This window comes from Bacillaceae bacterium S4-13-56, from assembly GCA_040191315.1.
GTDB lineage: Bacteria > Bacillota > Bacilli > Bacillales > JAWJLM01 > JAWJLM01.
On the sequence record JAWJLM010000203.1, the window covers coordinates 1 to 311 of the forward strand.

A 311-nucleotide genomic window follows, 5' to 3' on the forward strand; every position below is an offset into this window, starting at 1 on the left:
TTACACGGTTAGCTGCCATTTCACTTTTGACCATAATAATACAGTCGTCCGCATATCTAACGAAGCGAAGCCCTCGGTTTTCGAGCTCTCTGTCCAATTCGTTAAGCATAATATTACTTAGTAATGGCGATAAGTTTCCTCCTTGCGGAGTTCCGATGACGGTTTCTTTATATTCTTCATCAATTTGTACTCCACTTACTAAGAATTTACGAATGAGTGAGATAACGTCCCCGTCGTCCACAGTTCTTGATACAAGATTCATTAGCCTGTCATGATTGACCGTGTCGAAGAAACGTTCTAGGTCTATATCA

1 protein-coding gene is annotated in these 311 nt (G+C 40.8%); it reads right to left on the reverse strand.

The annotated features are described in order from the left end of the window. On the reverse strand, positions 1-311 hold a 311-nt coding region (locus RZN25_18655; protein MEQ6378803.1), incomplete at both ends, for a reverse transcriptase domain-containing protein.